The sequence below is a fragment of the Pseudoduganella sp. genome, from assembly GCF_041914865.1.
GTDB lineage: Bacteria > Pseudomonadota > Gammaproteobacteria > Burkholderiales > Burkholderiaceae_D > Rugamonas.
Genome location: NZ_JAYSCO010000023.1, coordinates 25,736 through 39,819, shown reverse-complemented (window position 1 = coordinate 39,819; position 14,084 = coordinate 25,736). Strand labels below are relative to the sequence as shown.

Below are 14,084 nucleotides of genomic sequence, written 5' to 3'. Positions count from 1 at the left end.
ACGAACAATGAAATTGATGAAACAACTGATCGCGGTCGCCACGGTAGCGTTTGCTACCAGCGCGCTGGCCGCACCAGCCCCTGCAGCGAATGAGGCGCCGGATGCGCTGGTCAAGCGCATCAGCACCGAAGTGCTGGAAACCGCCAAGTCCGACAAGGACATCCAGGCCGGCAACCAGAAGAAGGTGATGGACCTGGTGGAAACCAAGATCCTGCCTTACGTCGACTTCCAGCGCATGACCTCGCTGGCCGCCGGCCGCTACTGGCGCGAAGCCACCCCGGAACAGCAAAAGCAGCTGTCCGCGGAGTTCCGCACCCTGCTGATCTTCACCTACTCGGGCGCCCTGTCCCAGGTGAAAGACCAGACCGTTGATTTCAAGCCGATGCGCGCCTCGCCAGGCGACACCGAAGTGGAAGTGGCGTCGCAGGTGAACGTGCAGCGCGGCGAGCCGATCCAGCTGAAGTACCGCGTCGCCAAGACCGATGCCGGCTGGAAGATCTATGACATCAACGTGCTGGGCGCGTGGCTGGTGGAAGCCTACAAAGGCACCTTCGCTTCGGAAATCTCGAAAGGCGGCATCGACGGCCTGATCAAGACCCTGGCTGCCAAGAACCAGAAGCTGGCCTCCAAGCCGCTGAAAACCGCAGGTAAGTAATGCCTGATACCACCGTTTCCAACCAACTGTCCCTGCAGTCGCTGACCGTGGCCAACGCCACGGAAGCGCTGGCGCAGGGCCTGGCCGCGCTGCGCGCCGGCCAGACCGTGTTCGACCTGGGCCAGGTGGAAACCGTGGACTCCGCTGCCGTGTCAGTCATGCTGGCATGGCAGCGCGCTGCCGCCCAGAACGGCAGCCCGCTGGAACTGCGCAACCTGCCAGAACAGCTCAAGAGCTTGACCAAGCTCTATGGCGTGTGCACGCTCGTGTCGCCCGCCGACCTGCATCATCATTGACCCCCGCCCCACCCCCCCGCCCGTAGTACGCTGTAGATTCACCGGTTCGGCGAGCCCGAACCAAATTTCCAATATAATTGACCGTCTCCCGCGCCTGATGAGCGCGCGCCTTTACAACGGTCATCGTTGTCCCAGTTATCTATACAAGTAAGCATGACAGCAATCGAAATCAGCAACGTCCAGAAGCGCTACAAGGCGTTGCAGGCGCTTGGCGGCGTGTCCTTGAAAATCGAAGAAGGCGAGTTCTTCGGCCTGCTCGGGCCAAATGGGGCGGGCAAGACCACCTTGATCTCCATCATCGCCGGCCTGATCCGAGCCGACGCCGGCAGCGTCAAGATCCACGGCCATGACGTGGTGGGCGACTTCCGCGAGGCGCGCAGGAAGCTGGGCGTGGTGCCGCAGGAGCTGGTGTTCGACCCCTTCTTCACGGTGCGCGAAACGCTGCGCCTGCAGTCCGGCTACTTCGGCCTGTCGAACAACGACAAGTGGATCGACGAGGTGATGGAGGAACTGGGCCTGGCCAACAAGGCCGACACCAATATGCGTGCCCTGTCCGGCGGCATGAAGCGCCGCGTGCTGGTGGCGCAGGCCCTGGTGCACAAGCCGCCCGTGATTGTGCTGGACGAACCGACCGCCGGCGTCGACGTCGAACTGCGCCAGACGCTGTGGAAGTTCATCTCGCGCCTGAACCGCGAAGGCCACACCATCGTGCTGACCACGCACTACCTGGAAGAGGCGCAAGCCATGTGCAAGCGCGTCGCCATGCTCAAGCTGGGCAAGGTGGTAGCGCTCGACACCATGTCGCAGCTGATCCGCCGCGTGTCCGGCTCGCAGCTGGTGCTGCACCTGCCGCACCACCAGCTGCCGGAGGACCTGGCCGCGCTGCTGAACCATCCGCCGGAAGACAACAAGTACAGCCTGCGCATCAACGAGTACTCGGAAGTGGAGAAGATCCTGGCGCGCCTGCGCGAAAGCGGCATCGCCATCGACGAGATGCAGCTGCAACAGGCTGACCTCGAAGACATCTTCCTGCAAATCATGGACGAGAACATCGTATGATCTCCACCGGCTTCCGTACCCTGGTCTACAAAGAGACCCTGCGCTTCTACAAGGTGGCGACCCAGACCATCGCCGCGCCGATCCTGACCGCCATGCTGTACCTGCTGATCTTTGGCCACGTGCTGTCCGGCCATGTCGAAGTCTATCCGGGCGTGACCTACGTCTCGTTCCTGATCCCGGGCCTGGTGATGATGAGCGTGCTGCAGAATGCGTTCGCTAATTCGTCCTCCTCGCTGATCCAGTCCAAGATCACCGGCAACCTGGTGTTCGTCTTGCTGACGCCTTTGTCGCACTGGGAGATTTTCTCCGCCTACGTGCTCGCTTCGATCGTGCGCGGCATCACCGTCGGCTTCGGCGTATTCGCGATCACCGCCTGGTTCGCGCACCTGAGCTTCACCGCGCCGCTGTGGATCCTGGTGTTCGCCCTGCTGGGCGCGGCGATCCTCGGCACCATGGGCCTGATCGCCGGCATCTGGGCCGAAAAGTTCGACCAGCTGGCCGCCTTCCAGAATTTCCTGATCGTGCCGCTGACCTTCCTGGCTGGCGTGTTCTATTCGATCAAATCGCTGCCGCCGTTCTGGCTGGCCGTATCGCACGCGAACCCGTTCTTCTACATGATCGACGGTTTCCGCTACGGCTTCTTCGGGCAGTCCGACGTGAACCCATGGACCAGCCTCGCCATCGTCTCCGCCTTCCTGGTGGTGCTGGCGCTGCTCGCCATCCGCCTTTTGCGCAGCGGCTACCGCCTGCGCCACTGATTTATTGAGGAATACAAAGTGACCACTACTCCAGAAGCAATCCACAGCTACATCGCTGCCGGCCTCGAATGCACCCACCTGCAGGTGGAGGGCGACGGCCAGCACTTCCAGGCTGTGATCGTGTCGCCTGCCTTCGCCGGCAAGCGCCTGATCCAGCGCCACCAGCTGGTGTATGCCGCGCTGGGCGACCGCATGCGCGAGGAGATCCACGCGCTGTCGATGAAAACCCTGACCCCAGAAGAATTCCAAGGATAAAAACAATATGGACAAACTGCTCATCACCGGCGGCAAGCGCCTGGTCGGCGACATCAAGATTTCCGGCGCCAAGAACGCTGCCCTGCCTATCCTGTGCGCGGGCCTGCTGACCGCGGGCGACCTGGAACTGACCAATGTGCCGCTGCTGCACGACGTGTCCACCATGCTCAAGCTGCTGCGCCAGACCGGCCTGTCGGTCGAGCAGGACGGCGAGAAGGTCACCCTGAACGGCTCGAAGATCGACAAGTTCGAGGCGCCTTACGAGCTGGTGAAAACCATGCGCGCATCGATCCTGGTGCTGGGCCCTTTGCTGGCGCGCTTCGGCGAAGCTAAGGTCTCGCTGCCGGGCGGCTGCGCCATCGGTTCGCGCCCGGTCGACCAGCACATCAAGGGCCTGAAGGCGCTGGGCGCCGAGATCAGCATCGACGGCGGCTACATCTACGCCAAGTGCAAGAAGTTGAAGGGCGCCCGCATCGTGACCGACATGATCACCGTGACCGGCACCGAGAACCTGCTGATGGCCGCCACCCTGGCGGAAGGCGAAACCATCCTGGAGAACGCCGCGCGCGAGCCGGAAGTGACCGACCTGGCCAACCTGCTGGTGGCCATGGGCGCCAGGATCGAGGGCATCGGCACCGACCGCCTGGTGATCCAGGGCGTGCCGGAACTGCACGGCGCCAAGCACGACGTGATCTCCGACCGCATCGAGGCGGCGACCTTCCTGTGCGCCGTGGCGGCGGCCGGCGGCGACATCACCATCCGCAACACCCGCACCGACATCTTCGACGTGGCGCTGGACAAGCTGCGCGAGATGGGCGTGGAGCTGACCGTGGGCGATAACTGGATCCGCGCCAAGATGGACCAGCGTCCAAAGCCGGTGTCGTTCCGCACCACCGAGTACCCGGGCTTCCCGACCGATATGCAGGCGCAGTTCATGGCGGTCAACCTTATCGCCAGCGGCAGCAGCAAGGTCACCGAAACCATCTTCGAGAACCGCTTCATGCACGTGCAGGAAATGAACCGCCTGGGCTCGAAGATCTCCATCGACGGCAACACCGCCTACATCGACGGCGTGGAGCAGCTGATCGGCGCGCCGGTGATGGCGACCGACCTGCGCGCTTCGGCCTCGCTGGTGATCGCCGGCCTGGCCGCCAAAGGCGAAACCCTGGTGGACCGCATCTACCACCTGGACCGTGGCTATGACCGCATGGAAGTGAAGCTGTCCGCCGTAGGCGCCAATATCACCCGAATCAAATAACTTTTATGGACCTTATCCTCGCCCTGTCGAAAGGCCGGATCTTCGAAGACACCTTGCCGCTGCTGGAAGCGGCCGGCATCACCGTCACCGAAAATCCGGAAACCTCCCGCAAGCTGATCCTGCCTACCTCGGACCCTGGCATCCGCGTACTGATCGTGCGCGCATCCGACGTGCCGACTTATGTGCAGCATGGCGCGGCGGATTTCGGCGTGGCGGGTAAGGATGTCTTGCTGGAGCACGGCGGCGAAGGCCTGTACCAGCCGGTGGACCTGCATATCGCCAAGTGCCGCATGTCGGTCGCGGCGCGCGCGGGCTTCGACTATGAGACTGCGGTGCGCCAGGGCGCGCGCCTGCGCGTGGCGACCAAGTTCACCTCGATTGCGCGCGAACACTTCGCCAAGAAGGGCGTGCACGTCGACCTGATCAAGCTGTACGGCTCGATGGAGCTGGCGCCGCTGGTCGGCCTGTCCGACGCGATTGTCGACGTGGTGTCGACCGGCAGCACCCTGCGCGCCAATAACCTGGTGGAAGTGGAGGAGATCATGGATATCTCGTCCCGCCTGGTGGTCAACCAGGCCGCGCTCAAGCTGAAGCGCGCCCGCCTGCAACCGATTATCGAAGCATTTGAACGCGCCTCCGCTGCGAAGGCCGCCCAGTCATGATCCGCAAACTCGACTCCACGCAAGACGATTTCCAGGAAGCGCTCGACGCGCTGCTGGCTTTTGAAGCAGAAACCGACGACGCCATCGAAAGCGCTGTCGCCAAAATCATCGCCGACGTGCGCGCACGCGGCGACGAAGCGGTGCTGGAATACACCAACCGCTTCGACCGCATGAACGCCGCGAGCATGGCCAATTTCGACATCGGCCAGCCGGAACTGGACGCCGCGCTGGCCAGCCTGCCAGCCGCGCAGCGCAGCGCGCTGCAGACTGCCGCCGACCGCATCCGCGCTTTCCACGAGCGCCAGAAGCAGGAGCTGCAAGGCTTCACCTACACCGAAGCCGACGGCACCATCCTCGGCCAGCGCATTACGCCGCTGGACCGCGTCGGCATCTACGTCCCGGGCGGCAAGGCTGCCTATCCTTCGTCGGTGCTGATGAATGCCGTGCCGGCCAAGGTAGCTGGCGTGCAGGAAATCATCATGGTGGTGCCGACGCCGGACGGCGTGAAAAACCAGATGGTGCTGGCCGCCGCCGCAATTGCCGGCGTGACCCGCGTGATCGGCATCGGCGGCGCGCAGGCCGTGGCCGCGCTGGCCTACGGCACCGAAACCATCCAGCCGGTGGACAAGATCGTCGGCCCGGGCAACGCCTACGTGGCCTCGGCCAAGCGCCGCGTGTTCGGCACCGTCGGTATCGACATGATCGCAGGCCCGTCCGAAATCCTGGTGATCTGCGACGGCAGCACCGACCCGGATTGGGTCGCGATGGACCTGTTCTCGCAAGCCGAGCACGACGAGCTGGCGCAAGCCATCCTGCTGTGCCCTGACGCCGGCTACATCGCGCAAGTGGAAGCCAGCATCGCCAAGCTGCTGCCAACCATGCCGCGCAAGGCCGTCATCGAAACCTCGCTGCGCGACCGCGGCGCCTTGGTGAAAGTGCGCGACATGGCCGAGGCCTGCGCCATCGCCAACGATATCGCCGCCGAACACCTGGAAATCTCGGCCGAGAACCCACAGCAGTGGGCCGACCAGATCCGCCACGCCGGCGCCATGTTCCTGGGCCGCTTCTCGTCCGAATCGCTGGGCGACTACTGCTGCGGCCCGAACCACGTGCTGCCGACCTCGCGCACCGCGCGCTTCTCGTCGCCGCTGGGCGTGTACGACTTCCAGAAGCGCTCCTCGGTGATCCAGGTCAGCGAAGCCGGCGCGCAGACGCTGGGCAAAGTGGCGGCCGAACTGGCGTACGGCGAAGGCCTGCAGGCCCACGCCCGCAGCGCGGAGCTGCGCCTGAAATGACTGCTTGGCTGAACCAGGTCTTCTGCGAGGATGCGCTGGCCGGACTGGCCCGCGTGCCGGACGGTTCCGTCGACCTGATCCTGACCGATCCGCCCTATAACCTGGGCAAGGATTACGGCAACGCTTCCGACCAGCAGTCGGTGGACGACTACCTGGCCTGGACCGAGGCGTGGATCGATGCCGCGCTGCCCAAGCTGAAGCCGAACGGCAGCCTGTACATCTTCCTGACCTGGCGCTTTTCGCCGGAGATTTTCGTCATGCTGAAAAAGCGCATGACGATGATGAATGAGATTATCTGGGACCGCCGCGTGCCTTCCATGGGCGGCAGTACCCGCAGTTTTTCGTCGGTGCACGACACCATTGGCTTCTTCGTGCGCCGCAAGGATTACTACTTCGACCTCGACGCCGTGCGTATCCCGTATGACGCCGAGACCAAGAAGGCTCGCACGCGTTCGATCTTCGTCGGCGCGAAGTGGCTGGAAGTCGGGTACAACCCGAAAGACCTGTGGAGCGTATCGCGCTTGCACCGGGAACACGCGGAGCGGGTCGATCACCCGACGCAGAAGCCTCTCGAAATCATCGAACGCATGGTCAAGGCCAGCTGCCCGCCGGATGGCGTGGTGATGGATTTGTTCATGGGCAGCGGCACCACTGCGGTGGCGGCGCGCCGTTGCGGGCGCAATTTCGTGGGCTTTGAACTGAACCCTGAGTATTGCGATATAGCTCGGGCGCGCTTGGCTGCGTTGCCTGAACCCGGTAAACCTGTGTCAGACCCAGAGGGTCAGACACCCCCTCCTCGCAAGGGGCGCAGGGCGAAAGCGGCGCCTGTCCCCAGCGAGGCTTTAGAACAGGAGTAATGCAGATGTCCCTCGACAGCCTTATCGCCAATACGATCCGCCAGGATGTGCGCTCCGACCACATCTACCATGTGCCGGATGCCAGCGGATTTGTGAAGCTGGATGCGATGGAGAACCCGTATGTGCTGCCGAGCCACCTGCATCATGAACTGGCCAACCGTATTGCCGCTGTGGCGCTGAACCGCTATCCGGTCGCCAGCTACGGAACCATCAAGCAGCGCATCCGCGCCAGGCTCGGTGTGCCGCAGGGCTACGACGTCATGCTGGGCAACGGCTCCGACGAGCTGATCGCCATCATGGCCCAGGCTTGCGCGCTGCAGCCGGCGGAGGGCAGGGGCCGTGCCGTGATGCTGGCGCCGGCGCCAAGCTTCGTCATGTTCCAGCGCTCGGCCATGGTGGCCGGCATGGATTTCGTCGGCGTGCCGCTGAAGGCCGACCTGACGCTGGATATGCCGGCCATGCTGGCCGCCATTGCGCAGCACCAGCCGGCGCTGGTGTTCCTGGCCTACCCGAACAACCCGACCGGCAACCTGTTCGACGCAGCCGATATCGAGCGCGTACTGGCGGCCCTCGGCGACAAGGGCCTGTGCGTGGTCGATGAAGCCTATGAGCCATTTGCGCAACAAAGCTTCATGGGCCGCCTGCCGGAATTCCCGAATTTGATCGTCATGCGCACGCTGTCGAAACTTGGCCTGGCGGGTATCCGCCTCGGCTATATGTCGTGCGCGCCAGCCCTGCTGGAGCAATTCGACAAGATCCGCCCACCCTACAACGTCAATGTCCTGACCCAGGCTGCCGCTGAATTCTGCCTCGACCACCTCGATGTGCTGAACGAACAGGCTGCCCTGCTGCGCCAACAGCGCAGTGAGTTGTCTGATGCACTGGCGAAATTGCCGGGTGTCAATGTTTTCCCCTCGGCGGCCAACTTTATCCTCATCCGTGTACCAAACGCCGACGCAGCGCATGCCGCTCTGCTCGAACGCAAGGTCTTGATCAAAAATGTGGGTAGAATGCACAATGTACTGGCCAACTGTCTGCGCATCACCGTCAGTACGCCCGAGGAAAACGCAATCTTGCTGGACGGCTTGAAAGCCGCCCTGGCAGCCTAAGCGAAACCCAAGAGCTTTCCATGAACCGCACCGCAGAAATCACTCGCAACACCAGCGAGACCCAGGTCCGCGTTGCCATCAACCTTGATGGCACCGGCGCCCAGAAGCTGAACACGGGCGTGCCTTTCCTCGACCATATGCTGGACCAGATCGCCCGCCACGGGCTGATCGACCTGGATATCGAAGCCACCGGCGACACCCACATCGACAACCACCACACGGTGGAAGACGTCGGCATCACGCTCGGCATGGCGTTTGCCAAGGCGGTCGGCGACAAGAAAGGCATCCGCCGTTACGGCCACGCCTATGTGCCGCTGGACGAAGCGCTGTCGCGCGTGGTGATCGACTTTTCCGGCCGCCCGGGCATCGAGTACCACATTCCGTTCACGCGCGCGATGATCGGCGCTTTCGACGTTGACCTGACGCTGGAGTTTTTCCGCGGCTTCGTCAACCACGCCGGCGTCACGCTGCATATCGACAACCTGCGCGGCACCAACGCACACCACCAGTGCGAAACCGTGTTCAAGGCATTCGGCCGCGCCCTGCGCATGGCCACCGAGCTTGATCCGCGTGCCGCCGGGACCATCCCGTCCACCAAAGGAAGCCTGTAACCGACCTACGGCTGACTGACATGAAAAAAATCGTAGTAGTCGATTACGGCATGGGTAACCTGCGCTCGGTGGCGCAGGCATTGCGCGCGGTCGCACCCGAAGCCGAAGTACTGATTTCCGGCGACCCCGCCGCCATCGATGCCGCCGAGCGCATCGTGCTGCCCGGCCAGGGCGCCATGCGCGACTGCATGCGCAGCCTGAACGAATCGGGCGTGCGCGACGCGCTGCTGCGCGCGGCGGCGAACAAGCCGATGATGGGCGTGTGCGTAGGCGAGCAGATGCTGTTTGACGTGAGCGAAGAAGGCGGCAATACGCCGGGCCTGGGCCTGTTGCCCGGCAAGGTGGTGCGCTTCCAGCTCGACGGCATGCTGCAGGAGGACGGCTCGCGCTTCAAGGTCCCGCAGATGGGCTGGAACCAGGTGCGCCAGCGCGCGCCGCATGCGATGTGGGAAGGCATTCCCGACAACGCGTGGTTCTATTTCGTGCACAGCTACTATGCGCAGCCGGCGGACGCCGCGCACAGCGCGGCGGAAACCGTGTACGGCCAGCCATTCTGCTGCGCCGTCGCCCGCGACAATATTTTTGCCACACAGTTCCACCCCGAGAAGAGTGCGGCCACCGGCCTGCAACTGTATAAAAATTTCATCCACTGGAATCCTTAACCTCAAGAACAATATCATGCTGCTCATTCCTGCTATCGACCTGAAGGATGGTCACTGCGTTCGCCTGAAACAAGGCGATATGGAAAATGCCACCGTCTTTTCCGACGACCCGGGCAAAATGGCGCGACATTGGCTGGAGCAAGGCGCGCGCCGCCTGCACCTGGTGGACCTGAACGGCGCCTTTGCCGGCAAGCCGAAGAACGAAGGCGCGGTCAAGGCCATCGTCAAGGCCGTGCAGGACTACGCCGAAGAGTTCGACCTGCCTGAGATTCCAGTGCAGCTGGGTGGCGGCATCCGCGACCTGGACACCATCGAGCGCTATCTCGACGACGGCATCAGCTACATCATCATCGGCACCGCCGCCGTGAAGAGCCCCGGCTTCCTGCAGGACGCCTGCGGCGCCTTCCCTGGCTCGATCATCGTCGGCCTGGACGCCAAGGACGGCAAGGTGGCGACCGATGGCTGGAGCAAGATGTCCGGCCATGAGGTGATCGACCTGGCGCAAAAATTCGAAGGCTACGGCGTCGAATCCATCGTCTACACCGACATCGGCCGTGACGGCATGATGGCCGGCGTGAATATCGAAGCCACCGTGCGCCTGGCGCAGGCGGTGCGCATCCCGATCATCGCCTCCGGCGGCCTGCACACCGTGAAGGATGTGGAAGCCCTGTGCGCGGTGCAGGACGAAGGCATCGAAGGCGTGATCTGCGGCCGCTCCATCTATGAAGGCACGCTCGACCTGGCATCGGCCCAGGAACGCGCCGACGAACTTTCAGAGTAATCACATGCTTGCTAAACGCATCATCCCCTGCCTCGACGTGACCGATGGCCGCGTCGTCAAAGGGGTCAACTTCACCGAGCTGCGCGACGCGGGCGACCCGGTGGAAATCGCACGCCGCTACGACGAGCAGGGTGCGGACGAACTGACCTTCCTCGACATCACCGCCTCGAGCGACAACCGCGACCTGATCCTGCACATCATCGAAGCGGTGGCCTCGCAGGTCTTCATCCCGCTGACCGTGGGCGGCGGCGTGCGCAAGGTGGAGGACGTCCGCCGTCTGCTGAACGCTGGCGCCGACAAGGTGAGCATGAACACCACCGCCGTCACCAACCCGCAGCTGGTGTACGAGGCATCGCAGAAGCACGGCAGCCAGTGCATCGTGGTGGCGATCGACGCCAAGAACGTGGCGCCGGGCAAGTGGGAAGTGTTCACCCACGGCGGCCGCAACGCCACCGGGCTGGACGCGGTGGAATGGGCGAAGAAGATGGCCGAACTGGGCGCCGGCGAACTGCTGCTGACCAGCATGGACCGCGACGGCACCAAGTCCGGCTTCGACCTGGGCCTGACGCGCGCCGTGAGCGACGCGGTCAATATCCCGGTCATCGCCTCCGGCGGCGTGGGCGGCCTGCAGGACCTGGCCGACGGCATCAAGCTGGGCCACGCCGATGCGGTGCTGGCCGCCAGCATCTTCCACTACGGCCAGCACACCGTGCAGGAAGCCAAGCAATTCATGGCGGCGCAGGGCATTCCCGTGCGCCTTTCTTAAACTTCGGGGAACACACAATGGCTACCGCAATTGCAGCGCAAGTCGCCAAAGCCAAATGGCTGAACAGGGTAAAGTGGGACGAACACGGCCTGGTGCCTGTCATCGCACAGGAAGCCGGCAGCAATGATGTGCTGATGTTCGCATGGATGAACCGCGACGCGCTCTACAGGACCGTCGAGCTGGGCGAGGCCGTCTACTGGAGCCGCTCGCGCAAGAAGCTGTGGCACAAGGGCGAAGAGTCCGGCCACGTGCAGAAGGTGCTGGAAATCCGCCTCGACTGCGACGAGGACGTGGTGCTGCTGAAGATCGAGCAGGAAGGCGATATCGCCTGCCACACCGGGCGCCATTCCTGCTTCTTCAACAAGTTCGAGAATGGCGACTGGCAGAACACCGAGCCGGTCCTGAAAGACCCCGAAGAGATTTACGCGGAAGCGAAGAAATGAGCAATGTACTGGACCGCGTGGCGGCCACCATCGAATCGCGCAAGGGCGGCGACCCGTCGTCCTCCTATGTCGCCAAGCTGTTTGCCAAAGGCGACGATGCGATCCTGAAGAAGATCGGCGAAGAAGCCACCGAGACCGTGATGGCCGCCAAGGATGCGCGCGCCAGCGGCGATGCGTCGAAAGTGCTGTACGAATGCGCCGACCTGTGGTTCCATTCGCTAGTGCTGCTGGCGCAATTCGGTTTGACGCCGCAGCAGGTACTTGATGAGCTGGCGCGCCGCGAAGGCCTGTCCGGCCTGGAAGAAAAAGCATCTCGTAAGGAATAAACGTGGAAAATTGCCTGTTCTGCAAGATTGCAGCCAAACAGATCCCCTCGACGGTGGTACATGAAGGTGATGACTTGATGGTGTTTAAGGACATCAACCCGGCCGCCCCGGTACACTTGCTCATCATCCCTAAGCTGCACCTGTCGACCCTGTCCGACTGCACGCCGGAGCACGCGCCCCTGCTGGGCAAGATGCTGGCGCTGGTGCCGCAGCTGGCTGAGCAGCATAATATCGCCGTGGCCTATGAAGCCGACGGCACACCGACGCGCGGCTACAAGACCCTGATCAACAGCGGTCCGGATGGCGGCCAGGAGGTGTACCACTTGCATATGCACGTGTACGGCGGCCCGCGGCCATGGCGCGGCATGCGGACTTGAGATTATGACAAGCACATGACAGGCGCGCTTCGCGTATACTGTCCAAACCAATGATTTTTTTAGGGGTTTTGTAATGGGTTCTATGAGCATTTGGCACTGGCTGATCGTCCTGGTAGTCGTCATGCTGGTATTCGGCACCAAGAAACTGGGCAATATCGGCTCGGACCTGGGCAAAGCCGTCAAGGGCTTCAAGGATGGCGTGAAGGGCTCGGAAGAAGAAGGCAAGCCTGCCGCACCGCCGGCCCAGGTGGCCGACAAGGGCACGATCGAAGTCGACGCCAAGGAAAAGACCAAGCAGTAAGCTGAGATGATCGACCTTGGCCTTACCAAAATTGCCGTTATCGGGGTAGTGGCCCTGGTCGTCATCGGTCCGGAAAAGCTGCCCAAGGTGGCGCGCATGGCCGGGACGCTGTACGGCCGTGCCCAGCGCTACCTGCACGACGTCAAATCCGAAGTCTCGCGTGAAATGGAGCTGGAAGAGCTGAAGAACCTGCGCAAGCAGGCGGAGGAAGCGGCCAGCACTTTCAAGGATGAGATGGAAAACTCCATCGGCAAGGATATGGCGGAAGTGGAAGCGGCGCTGCGCAACGAGGACCCATCCGCGGCCCCGGCGCTGGACCTGTACACCCCGTCCCCCGACGACGTGGCCCGCAAGGCCAGGGACTTCCGCCGCAAGCGCGTGGTGCGTTCCTCCGCTGTGCCGCTGTGGTACAAGCAGCAGGCCGGCGTCCGCACCCACGTGATCTCCGGCGCGGCGCGCATGAAGCGCCACCGCCCCGGCAGCCGCAAGAACGCATCGTTTTTCTAAATGAGTCAACAAGAACCCGCCGAAGAGACATTCATCAGCCACCTGGTTGAGCTGCGCGACCGCCTGGTCAAGGCCAGCATCGGCATTGCGGTGATGACGGCCCTGCTGGGCTTCGGCCTGGGCCCGGCCAAAATCTACGACCTGATCGCGGCGCCGATGATTGCCGCCATGCCGGTCGGCTCGAAGATGATCGCCACCAGCGTGATTTCGCCCTTCCTGGTGCCGATGAAGGTGACGCTGCTGTTCGGCTTCATCCTGTCGCTGCCGTGGGTGCTGTACCAGATGTGGGCCTTTGTCGCGCCCGGCCTGTACACGCATGAGAAGCGCCTGATCGCGCCGCTGGTGATCGCCTCGTCTTCGCTGTTCATGGCGGGCGTGGCGTTCTGCTACTTCCTGGTGTTCGGCAAGGTGTTCGCCTTCATCAACCAGGTGTCGCCCACCTCGATCTCCGTGATGCCGGATATCGAGAACTACCTCGATTTCGTCATGTCGATGTGCCTGGCCTTCGGCTGCGCCTTCGAAGTGCCGGTGGTGGTGGTGGTGCTGGTGCGCATGGGCCTGGTGTCCGTGGCCAAGCTGAAGGAGTGGCGTGGCTATGTGGTCGTGGCGTCCTTCGTGATCGCCGCCATTGTGACCCCGCCCGATATCGTCAGCCAGTTCGCGCTGGCGATCCCGATGTGGCTGCTGTTTGAGATCGGCGTGATGGTGTCGCCGATGTTCGTCCGCGCCACCACGGCGCCGGAAGAGAAGGCCGATTAAAGGAAGAGCTTGGCAAGGATGATCGTCGACATGATGATGTTCACGCCATGCAGCCAATAAAGCGGCCTGAGCTGGGCGCGGACCCATTCCTTCATCTTTATTTCATGCCGTGTGAACATGGCCTCGACTTCGGCGCGCCAGATCAGCAGGTCGGCGTCGTTGGCGACCGGCTGACTCAGGGCAAACTGTAGCCCGTCAGCAAGCGCCTCCGCATGTTGCTGCGGAATGCCTGCCTCAATGAGCCGCTTGATGTATTGAGCGGTGTCAAACTGGATCGGCATGGTCATGGCCACTCCCTCGATTCATGTTAGCAGAATCACCCCGCAGCGCGCGCGGGGCATGGGAGC

The 14,084-nt window shown here is 63.0% G+C and carries 21 protein-coding genes; 20 read left to right on the top strand and 1 reads right to left on the bottom strand.

Features of this window, described 5'->3' with window-relative positions; all coding sequences use genetic code 11:
* Positions 1-7 precede the first annotated feature (7 nt).
* The 20 genes from ACE3TQ_RS12970 (at position 8) to tatC (ending at position 13,737) form a co-directional block, all read left to right on the top strand.
* Positions 8-655, top strand: coding sequence for a phospholipid-binding protein MlaC (locus tag ACE3TQ_RS12970; RefSeq protein ID WP_374582642.1), 648 nt, complete (start codon positions 8-10; stop codon positions 653-655).
* The gene (locus ACE3TQ_RS12965; protein WP_374582640.1) at positions 655-951 is read left to right on the top strand and encodes a lipid asymmetry maintenance protein MlaB; all 297 of its coding nucleotides are present in this window, start codon (positions 655-657) and stop codon (positions 949-951) included. Before ACE3TQ_RS12970 ends, ACE3TQ_RS12965 begins: the two co-directional genes overlap by 1 nt.
* A 153-nt stretch (positions 952-1,104) precedes the next feature.
* A complete protein-coding gene (locus ACE3TQ_RS12960; RefSeq protein WP_374582638.1) occupies positions 1,105-2,010 on the top strand; it encodes an ABC transporter ATP-binding protein in 906 nt (301 codons plus the stop codon).
* Complete coding sequence (locus tag ACE3TQ_RS12955) at positions 2,007-2,768, top strand: ABC transporter permease (RefSeq protein ID WP_374582637.1); 762 nt, start codon at positions 2,007-2,009, stop codon at positions 2,766-2,768. The genes ACE3TQ_RS12960 and ACE3TQ_RS12955 overlap by 4 nt, the downstream gene beginning before the upstream one ends.
* An 18-nt stretch (positions 2,769-2,786) precedes the next feature.
* Positions 2,787-3,023, top strand: coding sequence for a BolA family protein (locus tag ACE3TQ_RS12950; protein ID WP_055938984.1), 237 nt, complete (start codon positions 2,787-2,789; stop codon positions 3,021-3,023).
* A 7-nt stretch (positions 3,024-3,030) separates the two neighbouring features.
* On the top strand, positions 3,031-4,281 hold the full coding sequence (gene murA, locus ACE3TQ_RS12945) for a UDP-N-acetylglucosamine 1-carboxyvinyltransferase (protein ID WP_374582636.1): 1,251 nt from the start codon (positions 3,031-3,033) through the stop codon (positions 4,279-4,281).
* Positions 4,282-4,286: 5 nt separating this feature from the next.
* Positions 4,287-4,943 (top strand): ATP phosphoribosyltransferase, encoded by a 657-nt coding sequence (hisG, locus tag ACE3TQ_RS12940; protein ID WP_342118430.1) that lies wholly within the window; start codon positions 4,287-4,289, stop codon positions 4,941-4,943.
* Entirely contained in the window at positions 4,940-6,238 is a 1,299-nt protein-coding gene (gene hisD / locus ACE3TQ_RS12935; protein WP_374582635.1) for a histidinol dehydrogenase, read from the top strand. The genes hisG and hisD overlap by 4 nt, the downstream gene beginning before the upstream one ends.
* Positions 6,235-7,095 carry a site-specific DNA-methyltransferase gene (locus ACE3TQ_RS12930; RefSeq protein WP_374582634.1) on the top strand — a complete coding sequence of 287 codons (861 nt, stop codon included), beginning with the start codon at positions 6,235-6,237 and terminating at the stop codon, positions 7,093-7,095. The genes hisD and ACE3TQ_RS12930 overlap by 4 nt, the downstream gene beginning before the upstream one ends.
* Positions 7,095-8,204 carry a histidinol-phosphate transaminase gene (gene hisC, locus ACE3TQ_RS12925; protein WP_374582632.1) on the top strand — a complete coding sequence of 370 codons (1,110 nt, stop codon included), beginning with the start codon at positions 7,095-7,097 and terminating at the stop codon, positions 8,202-8,204. The genes ACE3TQ_RS12930 and hisC overlap by 1 nt, the downstream gene beginning before the upstream one ends.
* A gap of 20 nt (positions 8,205-8,224) precedes the next feature.
* On the top strand, positions 8,225-8,815 hold the full coding sequence (gene hisB, locus ACE3TQ_RS12920; protein WP_342118433.1) for an imidazoleglycerol-phosphate dehydratase HisB: 591 nt from the start codon (positions 8,225-8,227) through the stop codon (positions 8,813-8,815).
* Between the two features lie 20 nt (positions 8,816-8,835).
* Positions 8,836-9,477 carry an imidazole glycerol phosphate synthase subunit HisH gene (gene hisH, locus ACE3TQ_RS12915; RefSeq protein ID WP_374582631.1) on the top strand — a complete coding sequence of 214 codons (642 nt, stop codon included), beginning with the start codon at positions 8,836-8,838 and terminating at the stop codon, positions 9,475-9,477.
* A gap of 16 nt (positions 9,478-9,493) precedes the next feature.
* Positions 9,494-10,258: a 1-(5-phosphoribosyl)-5-[(5-phosphoribosylamino)methylideneamino]imidazole-4-carboxamide isomerase gene (hisA, locus tag ACE3TQ_RS12910; RefSeq protein ID WP_374582630.1), complete on the top strand. Its 765-nt coding sequence runs from the start codon at positions 9,494-9,496 to the stop codon at positions 10,256-10,258.
* A gap of 4 nt (positions 10,259-10,262) precedes the next feature.
* Positions 10,263-11,024, top strand: a complete 762-nt coding sequence (gene hisF / locus ACE3TQ_RS12905) for an imidazole glycerol phosphate synthase subunit HisF (RefSeq protein WP_374582629.1) — start codon at positions 10,263-10,265, stop codon at positions 11,022-11,024.
* Between the two features lie 17 nt (positions 11,025-11,041).
* A complete protein-coding gene (gene hisI / locus ACE3TQ_RS12900; RefSeq protein ID WP_374582628.1) occupies positions 11,042-11,467 on the top strand; it encodes a phosphoribosyl-AMP cyclohydrolase in 426 nt (141 codons plus the stop codon).
* Positions 11,464-11,793, top strand: coding sequence for a phosphoribosyl-ATP diphosphatase (locus ACE3TQ_RS12895; protein WP_374582627.1), 330 nt, complete (start codon positions 11,464-11,466; stop codon positions 11,791-11,793). The genes hisI and ACE3TQ_RS12895 overlap by 4 nt, the downstream gene beginning before the upstream one ends.
* 2 nt (positions 11,794-11,795) lie before the next feature.
* Complete coding sequence (locus ACE3TQ_RS12890; RefSeq protein ID WP_374582626.1) at positions 11,796-12,170, top strand: histidine triad nucleotide-binding protein; 375 nt, start codon at positions 11,796-11,798, stop codon at positions 12,168-12,170.
* Positions 12,171-12,243: 73 nt separating this feature from the next.
* On the top strand, positions 12,244-12,471 hold the full coding sequence (gene tatA / locus ACE3TQ_RS12885; RefSeq protein WP_374582625.1) for a Sec-independent protein translocase subunit TatA: 228 nt from the start codon (positions 12,244-12,246) through the stop codon (positions 12,469-12,471).
* Positions 12,472-12,477: 6 nt separating this feature from the next.
* Positions 12,478-12,978 (top strand): Sec-independent protein translocase protein TatB, encoded by a 501-nt coding sequence (gene tatB / locus ACE3TQ_RS12880; protein ID WP_374582624.1) that lies wholly within the window; start codon positions 12,478-12,480, stop codon positions 12,976-12,978.
* Entirely contained in the window at positions 12,979-13,737 is a 759-nt protein-coding gene (gene tatC, locus ACE3TQ_RS12875) for a twin-arginine translocase subunit TatC (protein ID WP_374582622.1), read from the top strand.
* Here tatC and ACE3TQ_RS12870 read toward each other — a convergent pair.
* Positions 13,734-14,024 carry a hypothetical protein gene (locus tag ACE3TQ_RS12870; RefSeq protein WP_374582621.1) on the bottom strand — a complete coding sequence of 97 codons (291 nt, stop codon included), beginning with the start codon at positions 14,022-14,024 and terminating at the stop codon, positions 13,734-13,736. The two genes, tatC and ACE3TQ_RS12870, sit on opposite strands and share 4 nt — an antisense overlap.
* Positions 14,025-14,084 lie beyond the last annotated feature (60 nt).

Bases quoted from the DNA above. Each gene is read 5' to 3' on its own strand.
- ACE3TQ_RS12960 (WP_374582638.1), top strand. From the start codon at position 1,105: ATGACAGCAATCGAAATCAGCAACGTCCAGAAGCGCTACAAGGCGTTG.
- ACE3TQ_RS12965 (WP_374582640.1), top strand. From the start codon at position 655: ATGCCTGATACCACCGTTTCCAACCAACTGTCCCTGCAGTCGCTGACC.
- ACE3TQ_RS12895 (WP_374582627.1), top strand. From the start codon at position 11,464: ATGAGCAATGTACTGGACCGCGTGGCGGCCACCATCGAATCGCGCAAG.
- hisC (WP_374582632.1), top strand. From the start codon at position 7,095: ATGCAGATGTCCCTCGACAGCCTTATCGCCAATACGATCCGCCAGGAT.
- hisG (WP_342118430.1), top strand. From the start codon at position 4,287: ATGGACCTTATCCTCGCCCTGTCGAAAGGCCGGATCTTCGAAGACACC.
- tatB (WP_374582624.1), top strand. From the start codon at position 12,478: ATGATCGACCTTGGCCTTACCAAAATTGCCGTTATCGGGGTAGTGGCC.
- ACE3TQ_RS12930 (WP_374582634.1), top strand. From the start codon at position 6,235: ATGACTGCTTGGCTGAACCAGGTCTTCTGCGAGGATGCGCTGGCCGGA.
- hisH (WP_374582631.1), top strand. From the start codon at position 8,836: ATGAAAAAAATCGTAGTAGTCGATTACGGCATGGGTAACCTGCGCTCG.
- hisB (WP_342118433.1), top strand. From the start codon at position 8,225: ATGAACCGCACCGCAGAAATCACTCGCAACACCAGCGAGACCCAGGTC.
- hisA (WP_374582630.1), top strand. From the start codon at position 9,494: ATGCTGCTCATTCCTGCTATCGACCTGAAGGATGGTCACTGCGTTCGC.
- hisF (WP_374582629.1), top strand. From the start codon at position 10,263: ATGCTTGCTAAACGCATCATCCCCTGCCTCGACGTGACCGATGGCCGC.
- ACE3TQ_RS12870 (WP_374582621.1), bottom strand. From the start codon at position 14,024: ATGACCATGCCGATCCAGTTTGACACCGCTCAATACATCAAGCGGCTC.
- ACE3TQ_RS12955 (WP_374582637.1), top strand. From the start codon at position 2,007: ATGATCTCCACCGGCTTCCGTACCCTGGTCTACAAAGAGACCCTGCGC.
- murA (WP_374582636.1), top strand. From the start codon at position 3,031: ATGGACAAACTGCTCATCACCGGCGGCAAGCGCCTGGTCGGCGACATC.
- hisI (WP_374582628.1), top strand. From the start codon at position 11,042: ATGGCTACCGCAATTGCAGCGCAAGTCGCCAAAGCCAAATGGCTGAAC.
- hisD (WP_374582635.1), top strand. From the start codon at position 4,940: ATGATCCGCAAACTCGACTCCACGCAAGACGATTTCCAGGAAGCGCTC.
- tatA (WP_374582625.1), top strand. From the start codon at position 12,244: ATGGGTTCTATGAGCATTTGGCACTGGCTGATCGTCCTGGTAGTCGTC.
- tatC (WP_374582622.1), top strand. From the start codon at position 12,979: ATGAGTCAACAAGAACCCGCCGAAGAGACATTCATCAGCCACCTGGTT.
- ACE3TQ_RS12970 (WP_374582642.1), top strand. From the start codon at position 8: ATGAAATTGATGAAACAACTGATCGCGGTCGCCACGGTAGCGTTTGCT.